This window comes from Brevundimonas sp., from assembly GCF_023259385.1.
Taxonomy (GTDB): domain Bacteria; phylum Pseudomonadota; class Alphaproteobacteria; order Caulobacterales; family Caulobacteraceae; genus Brevundimonas.
Genome location: NZ_JAHFPF010000076.1, coordinates 7,386 through 13,418, shown reverse-complemented (window position 1 = coordinate 13,418; position 6,033 = coordinate 7,386). Strand labels below are relative to the sequence as shown.

Sequence of the window (6,033 nt, the reverse complement as noted above, 5' to 3'; positions counted from 1 at the left end):
TCTCCGACCAGGAGACCCTCCGCCGGGCCTCGTCCGTTTCCCGCATGGCGAAATCGAGAGGACCCGGCTCCAGGCCCAGCCGCCGAAGGTCCCCGGCGAGGGGTTGGACATCTTCCGACTCGCCGCCGACCGGCATTCTCAATGCGAGCGGCTCATGATCCGCGCGCCCGCAGCAGGCCTCGTAGGTCTTCCCGGATTCGCACGCGCAGGGCGCGATGGGCCCCAGCGGTATTCCGGCTATGCCGGCGGCCTTTCCCTGGGCCTCGATCATTCGGATGATGCCTTCGGTCTTGGCCAGAATCTCCGGATTCTGCAGACGCTGACCGATCTCTAGGGCCTCGGCGTTGTGCTTTCGGGCCTGAGTGAGCTGCCGAAGCTCCACATACATCACCGCCAGGTTTCCCAGGGTGGCCGCAAGCCCCCGTTCGTCTCCCTGAACCCGCGCCAGCATCAGATCCTTGCGGCCGTAGGCGATCGCCCGTTCGAACCGCTTCAAGCGGAAGCAGTGCATGCTGAGCTGGGAGAAGTTGTTGGCCGCGCCCTCGATATCTCCGATCCCGATCTTGACGTCACACATCTCTTCGAGAAGCGCCTCACCCTGCGCCACCTCGTCGCTATCCTCGGAGTAAAGCATGAACCCGCCGAGATTGGAGCGGGCCCGGGTGAGATGCTCCAGCTCGTCCTGGGCCTCAAACAGCCTCACGGCTTCACGGGTGACGGTGATGGCGTCCGCCGTTCGACCCGCCAGCCTGTAGGTCCGGCCGGCCTCCAGACACCACCAGGGCCGGAAGACATCGTGCCCGTCCTCCTTCAGAAGCTTGTCGAAAATCCGGGCGCCGGCCGGAGCGTCGCCCAGATGGGTGAGGGACGTTGCTCGCAACTGTTTCATGTTCTGGCGCACGGCGGAGGATACGCGCCCCGACATCGCGTCAAGCCGATCCAGAGCGCCCTGGTGGTCGCCACGTCTTTGAGCGACCGTGACAAGCGACAGGTCGATCTCGGAAGCAGTATGGGCCGCCAGCCCCGGCGCTTGGCGAAAGCGAAGAAGGCGGCTTTCCGCTTCGTCCCTCACGCTGCGATCATGTTCCAGCGTCAACATCCGGGCCGCCATGATCTCGTCAGTGAGAGGGGCCGCGCCGCCCGTATCCTGCCCCATGCAGCACCGCTTGTACTTCTTGCCGCTTCCGCAGCTACAAGGCGTATTCCGTCCCGACCCCATGAAGCTCTCGTTCCCTCTCTTTTTTCCGCCCTACCAGACACGCCGAAGATGCGCGATGCATGAACTTCCCGTCCCCGCCGTCGGCGTCGTCTGCCTGCGCGGCGACGAGGTCCTGCTGATCCGCCGGGGCAAGCCGCCGCGCATGGGCGAATGGAGCCTGCCCGGCGGACGCATCGAACCCGGCGAGCGCGCCGTCGACGCCGCCCTGCGCGAGCTGCTGGAAGAGACCGGCGTCACGGCCCGCATCACCGGCCTGCTTGACGTCGTGGACGGGATCTTCCCCGAGGCGGGGCGGCACTACGTCCTGATCGACTACGCCGCCGACTGGCTCTCCGGCGAGCCCGTGGCGGGCGACGACGCCCTGGAGGCGCGGTTCGCGCCGCTGGATCAGGTCGAGGCCCTGATCGACTGGTTGGAGACGCGGCGGATCATCGCCCTGGCGGTCGCCCGGCGATGCTGAACGGCCAAGATTACGGGGATGTCATCGGCCGCCGTCCGGTTTCTGTGGCGCGCGGGCCACAGCCTGATACCGTGACGGGAATAGGGAGGCTTTGATGGACTTTTCCGTACTCTTCTTCGTGGCCCTGGTCGTTCTGGCCTTCGTCCTGTTGTTCAGCGTCGTGAAGATCGTGCCGCAAGGGCGTGAATTCACGGTCGAACGCTTCGGCAAATACACCCGCACCCTGCCCCCGGGCATCAGTCTTCTGACCCCCTTCGTCGAGAAGGTCGGCCGCCGTATGAACATGATGGAGCAGGTCCTGGACGTCCCGACCCAGGAGGTCATCACCAAGGACAACGCCGTGGTGAAGGTCGACGGCATCGTCTTCATCCAGGTCATGGACGCCGCCCGCGCCGCCTATCGCGTGGACGACCTGCCCTACGCCATTTCGCAGCTCTGCATGACCAACCTGCGGACCGTGGTCGGCTCGATGGAACTGGACGAAGTCCTCAGCCAGCGCGACGCCATCAACACCCGCCTGCTGCATGTCATCGACGCGGCGACCGAGCCGTGGGGCGTCAAGGCCAACCGGATCGAAATCAAGGACCTGACCCCGCCGACCGACATCACCAACGCCATGGCGCGTCAGATGAAGGCCGAGCGCGAACGCCGCGCCGTGGTCACCGAGGCCGACGGCGAGAAGCAGGCCGCCATCACCCGCGCCGAGGGCGCCAAACAGGCCGCCATCCTGGAGGCCGAGGGCCGCCGCGAAGCCGCCTTCCGCGACGCCGAGGCCCGTGAACGCGAAGCCGAGGCCGAGGCCCGCGCCACCGAGATGGTGTCCAACGCCATCGCCGCCGGCGACGTCAACGCCATCAACTACTTCGTCGCCCAGAAGTATGTGGAGGCCTTCGCCGAACTGGCCCGCAGCCCGCAGCAGAAGACGGTCATCGTCCCCGCCGAGATGGGCGCGCTGGTCGGCACCATCGCCGGCGTGGGCCAGCTCGTCAGCCTGGCGCAGGATCAGCAGCAGAGCCGCCCGGCCCCGGCGCCGATCCCCGCCGCGCCGCGCCCGCCCGCTCCGCCGCGCCCGCCGCGTCCCACCGTTCCGAGGACCTGATCCATGGACGCCCTGATCGAGTTCCACAGCAATCAGCCGTTCTGGATCTGGCTGGCGCTGGGCGTGATCCTGCTGGCCGTCGAGGCCGCCTTCTCGACCGAATGGCTGCTGTGGCCCGCCGTCGCGTCCGGAGTGGTGGCGGTCATCACCGCCATCGGCGTGCCGCTGGGCTTCTGGGGCGAAGTCGCCCTGTTCGCCGGCCTGACGGTGGCCGCGACCCTGCTGTCGCGTCGCCTGATCCAGCGGGTGAACCCGTCGGATTCGCCCGACATCAACGCCCGTGAGGGCCGTCTGATCGGTCAGCGCGCCCAGGTGGTCCAGGCCTTCGTCGACGGCCGCGGCCGGGTCTTCGTCTCGGGCGCCGAATGGCCCGCCGAGATCGAGGGCGTCGCCCCCCTGGCCGGCGAAAGCGTCATCGTCGAAGGCGTCGACGGACCGAAGCTCAAGGTCCGGGCGGCCTGACTTCAACGTCACCGCGCCATTCGCGTGGGCGAATGGAGCGGTGAGCCCGGTCAGCCCTTCCGCATATCCTCGATCCCGCGGTTGGCCAGGCCGTCGGCCCGCTCGTTCAGCTCATGCCCGGCGTGGCCCTTCACCCAGTGCCACTTCACCTCGTGGCGGGCCCGGGCGGCGTCGAGCCGTTTCCACAGGTCCTCGTTCTTGACCGGCTTCTTGTCGGCGGTCTTCCAGCCGCGCGCCTTCCAGCCGCGGATCCATTCGGTGATCCCGGTCATGACGTATTTGCTGTCGGTGTGCAGATCGACGCGGCACGGCCGGGTCAGGGCCTCCAGCGCCATGATCGCCCCCATCAGCTCCATGCGGTTGTTGGTCGTGTTGGGCTCGCCGCCCCACAATTCCTTCTCGCGACCTTCGCCCGCCTGAAGGATGGCGCCCCAGCCCCCCGGCCCCGGATTGCCCTTGCAGGCGCCGTCGGTGTGGATGATCACGTGGGACAAGAGTGAACCTTCAGTCAGCGGTTCCCGCCTCCGATTGGTTGGAGGCGAATCCGGTTTGGCGTATCTTCCTATTCAGGAGCACCGTCATGATCCATCTGAAGATTGTGGAAATCGCCGGAAAGCCGGTCATCCAGCTGGAAGAGGCTGACCTTGTCACGCTTGGCGTAGCGGTGGGAGATGAGGTGTCGGTCGAGGCGCTGGACCCCACGCCCGTCGAACGCGGCAAGGCGTTCGTCGAGCGCTACATCAAAACATTCGAAGCGCTGGCGAAATGACCGACCAGCCGCGTTGGCTGGCAAAGGCGGACGTTATCCAGCTTCACGACTACGTCCTCGCGCGGACTGGCGGCTCGCCCGGTCTCAGGGACGAAGGGCTTCTCGAATCGGCCTTGGCCAGACCGCTCAATCGGTGGAGCTATGAAGCTGTCGAGGACATCCGCGATCTCTCGGCGACCTACGCCGTCGGACTAGCCAAAAATCACCCGTTCGTTGACGGCAACAAGCGCGCGGCCTTTCTCGGCATGGGCCTGTTTCTTGAGCTCAACGGCTGGAGACTGACAGCCACGGACGACGACGCCACCGCAACCTTCTACGCTCTGGCAGCCAGTCAGATCGACGAACCGACCCTCGCCGCATGGATCCGCGACAACAGCGCGGCGACCTGACGCGGCAATCGCTTGGCGTCGCGCCACCGAACGGCCTATATGCGGCGTGAAACTGTGAACGGGCCGCGCATCGGTCCGACGAAGGAGATGTCGCCGTGGGTTCTCTCAGCATCTGGCACTGGGCTATTGTCGCCGTCATCGTGCTCCTGCTGTTCGGCGGACGCGGCAAGCTGTCTGGCCTCATGGGCGACGCCGCCAAGGGCGTGAAGGCTTTCCGCGACGGCCTGAAGGACACCGACGAAACCAAGCCGAAGGACGACCGCGCCGGCGCCCTGCCGCGCACCGACGCGGAAAAAGAAGACCTGAAGTCGTAATCGCGCGTTCGCGCCGGAGAGACTGACGGATGGGTGGTCTGGGCCCCGGCATCGGGGGCATGGAATATATCGTGATCGCGGTCGTGGCCCTGCTTGTCGTGGGGCCCGAACGGCTGCCCGCCATGCTGCGCAAGCTGGGTCAGCTGGTCGCCAAGGCCCGCAACATGGCCAACGAGTTCCGGCACAGCTTCGACGAGATGGCGCGCCAGTCCGAGCTGGACGACCTGCGCAAGGAGGTCGAGGCCCTGCGTCAGGGCCAGACCAACATGATGCCCCTGGGCGCCGATGCCGAGGCCACCTTCCGCGGCATCCGCGACGACCTGAACCGCCCCCTCGACGCCCCCGCGCCCGCCCCGGCCCTGACGGGTCCCGAGGAATGGCCCGACAGCCCGCCGGTGATGGCGCCGCTGGAGCCTGAAACGGCGCCCAAGCCCCGCGCCCCGCGCAAGGCCGCCGCTGCCAAGGCGGCCTCCAAGGCGCCCGCGAAAAAGGCCGCCGCCAAGCCCCCGGTCGCCGCGAAGACGCCCGCCGCGAAGCCGTCCGTGGCGAAGAAGACCCCGCCCTCCCGCAGGAAGGCGGTTGAACTGTGAGCCAGATCGACCGGGACGAAGCCGAGATCGAGGCGTCGCGCGCGCCGCTGATGTCTCACCTGATCGAGCTGCGCGGGCGGCTGGTGGTCTGCGTGGTCGCGTTCGCCGTCGCCTTCATCGGCTGCTTCTACTTCGCCGCCGACATCCAGATCTTCCTGATCAAGCCCTTCCAGGCCGCCTACGCCCTGCACGCCGCGGCCCAGGCCGCCGGCCAGCACGGCGGCAATCCGTTCGAGCTGATCGCCGTCACCGCCGGCCTGCACCACCTGCCGCCGGGCGCCCCGACCAACCTGGCCCTGCAGGCCACCGGCCCGCTGGAGCAGCTCTTCACCAAGATGAAGGTGGCCGGCTTCGGCGCCGTGGTCGTGGTCTTCCCGGTGCTGGCCTGGCAGCTCTACAAATTCGTCGCCCCGGGCCTGTACCGCAACGAGAAGGGCGCCTTCCTGCCCTTCCTGTTCGTGGCCCCGATCCTGTTCCTGATCGGCGCGGCCCTGGTCTATTTCGTCATGCTGCCCTTCGTGATGTGGTTCTCGCTGAGCCAGCAGATCACGGCGGACGGCATCACGGTCGAACTGAACACCAAGATCTCCGAATACCTCAGCCTCGTCACCTCGCTGATCCTCGCCTTCGGCCTGTGCTTCCAGCTGCCGGTCGTCACCACCCTGCTGGGCATGGCCGGGATCGTCTCGTCCAAGATGATGGTCGAGGTCCGCCGCTACGCCATCGTCGCC

The 6,033-nt window shown here is 67.2% G+C and carries 10 protein-coding genes; 8 read left to right on the top strand and 2 right to left on the bottom strand.

Annotation, left to right across the window (positions count from 1 at the left end; genetic code table 11):
- The coding region (locus Q0C81_RS07710; RefSeq protein WP_291835957.1) for a tetratricopeptide repeat protein at positions 1–1,156 on the bottom strand (1,156 nt) is incomplete at its 3' end.
- Between the two features lie 118 nt (positions 1,157–1,274).
- Here Q0C81_RS07710 and Q0C81_RS07705 point away from each other — a divergent pair.
- The 3 genes from Q0C81_RS07705 to Q0C81_RS07695 all read left to right on the top strand — a co-directional run bounded on the left by Q0C81_RS07705 (position 1,275) and on the right by Q0C81_RS07695 (position 3,240).
- Positions 1,275–1,679 carry an NUDIX hydrolase gene (locus Q0C81_RS07705; protein WP_291835953.1) on the top strand — a complete coding sequence of 135 codons (405 nt, stop codon included), beginning with the start codon at positions 1,275–1,277 and terminating at the stop codon, positions 1,677–1,679.
- Between the two features lie 94 nt (positions 1,680–1,773).
- Positions 1,774–2,778, top strand: a complete 1,005-nt coding sequence (locus Q0C81_RS07700; RefSeq protein ID WP_291835950.1) for an SPFH domain-containing protein — start codon at positions 1,774–1,776, stop codon at positions 2,776–2,778.
- A 3-nt stretch (positions 2,779–2,781) separates the two neighbouring features.
- Positions 2,782–3,240, top strand: coding sequence for an NfeD family protein (locus Q0C81_RS07695; protein WP_291835947.1), 459 nt, complete (start codon positions 2,782–2,784; stop codon positions 3,238–3,240).
- A 50-nt stretch (positions 3,241–3,290) separates the two neighbouring features.
- Here Q0C81_RS07695 and rnhA read toward each other — a convergent pair whose 3' ends face one another.
- Positions 3,291–3,752, bottom strand: a complete 462-nt coding sequence (gene rnhA, locus Q0C81_RS07690) for a ribonuclease HI (protein ID WP_291835960.1) — start codon at positions 3,750–3,752, stop codon at positions 3,291–3,293.
- Between the two features lie 68 nt (positions 3,753–3,820).
- On the opposite strand from rnhA, the gene Q0C81_RS07685 reads away from it, so the two are divergent.
- From Q0C81_RS07685 to tatC, 5 genes are all read left to right on the top strand, one after another.
- Entirely contained in the window at positions 3,821–4,009 is a 189-nt protein-coding gene (locus Q0C81_RS07685; RefSeq protein WP_291835944.1) for a hypothetical protein, read from the top strand.
- Entirely contained in the window at positions 4,006–4,398 is a 393-nt protein-coding gene (locus Q0C81_RS07680; RefSeq protein WP_291835941.1) for a type II toxin-antitoxin system death-on-curing family toxin, read from the top strand. Before Q0C81_RS07685 ends, Q0C81_RS07680 begins: the two co-directional genes overlap by 4 nt.
- A 95-nt stretch (positions 4,399–4,493) precedes the next feature.
- Complete coding sequence (locus Q0C81_RS07675; protein ID WP_291835935.1) at positions 4,494–4,712, top strand: twin-arginine translocase TatA/TatE family subunit; 219 nt, start codon at positions 4,494–4,496, stop codon at positions 4,710–4,712.
- 29 nt (positions 4,713–4,741) lie between these two features.
- Positions 4,742–5,302, top strand: coding sequence for a Sec-independent protein translocase protein TatB (gene tatB / locus Q0C81_RS07670; protein ID WP_291835930.1), 561 nt, complete (start codon positions 4,742–4,744; stop codon positions 5,300–5,302).
- Positions 5,299–6,033 (top strand): twin-arginine translocase subunit TatC (gene tatC, locus Q0C81_RS07665; protein ID WP_291835927.1); only part of this gene is annotated, 735 nt, incomplete at its 3' end. The genes tatB and tatC, both read left to right, overlap by 4 nt.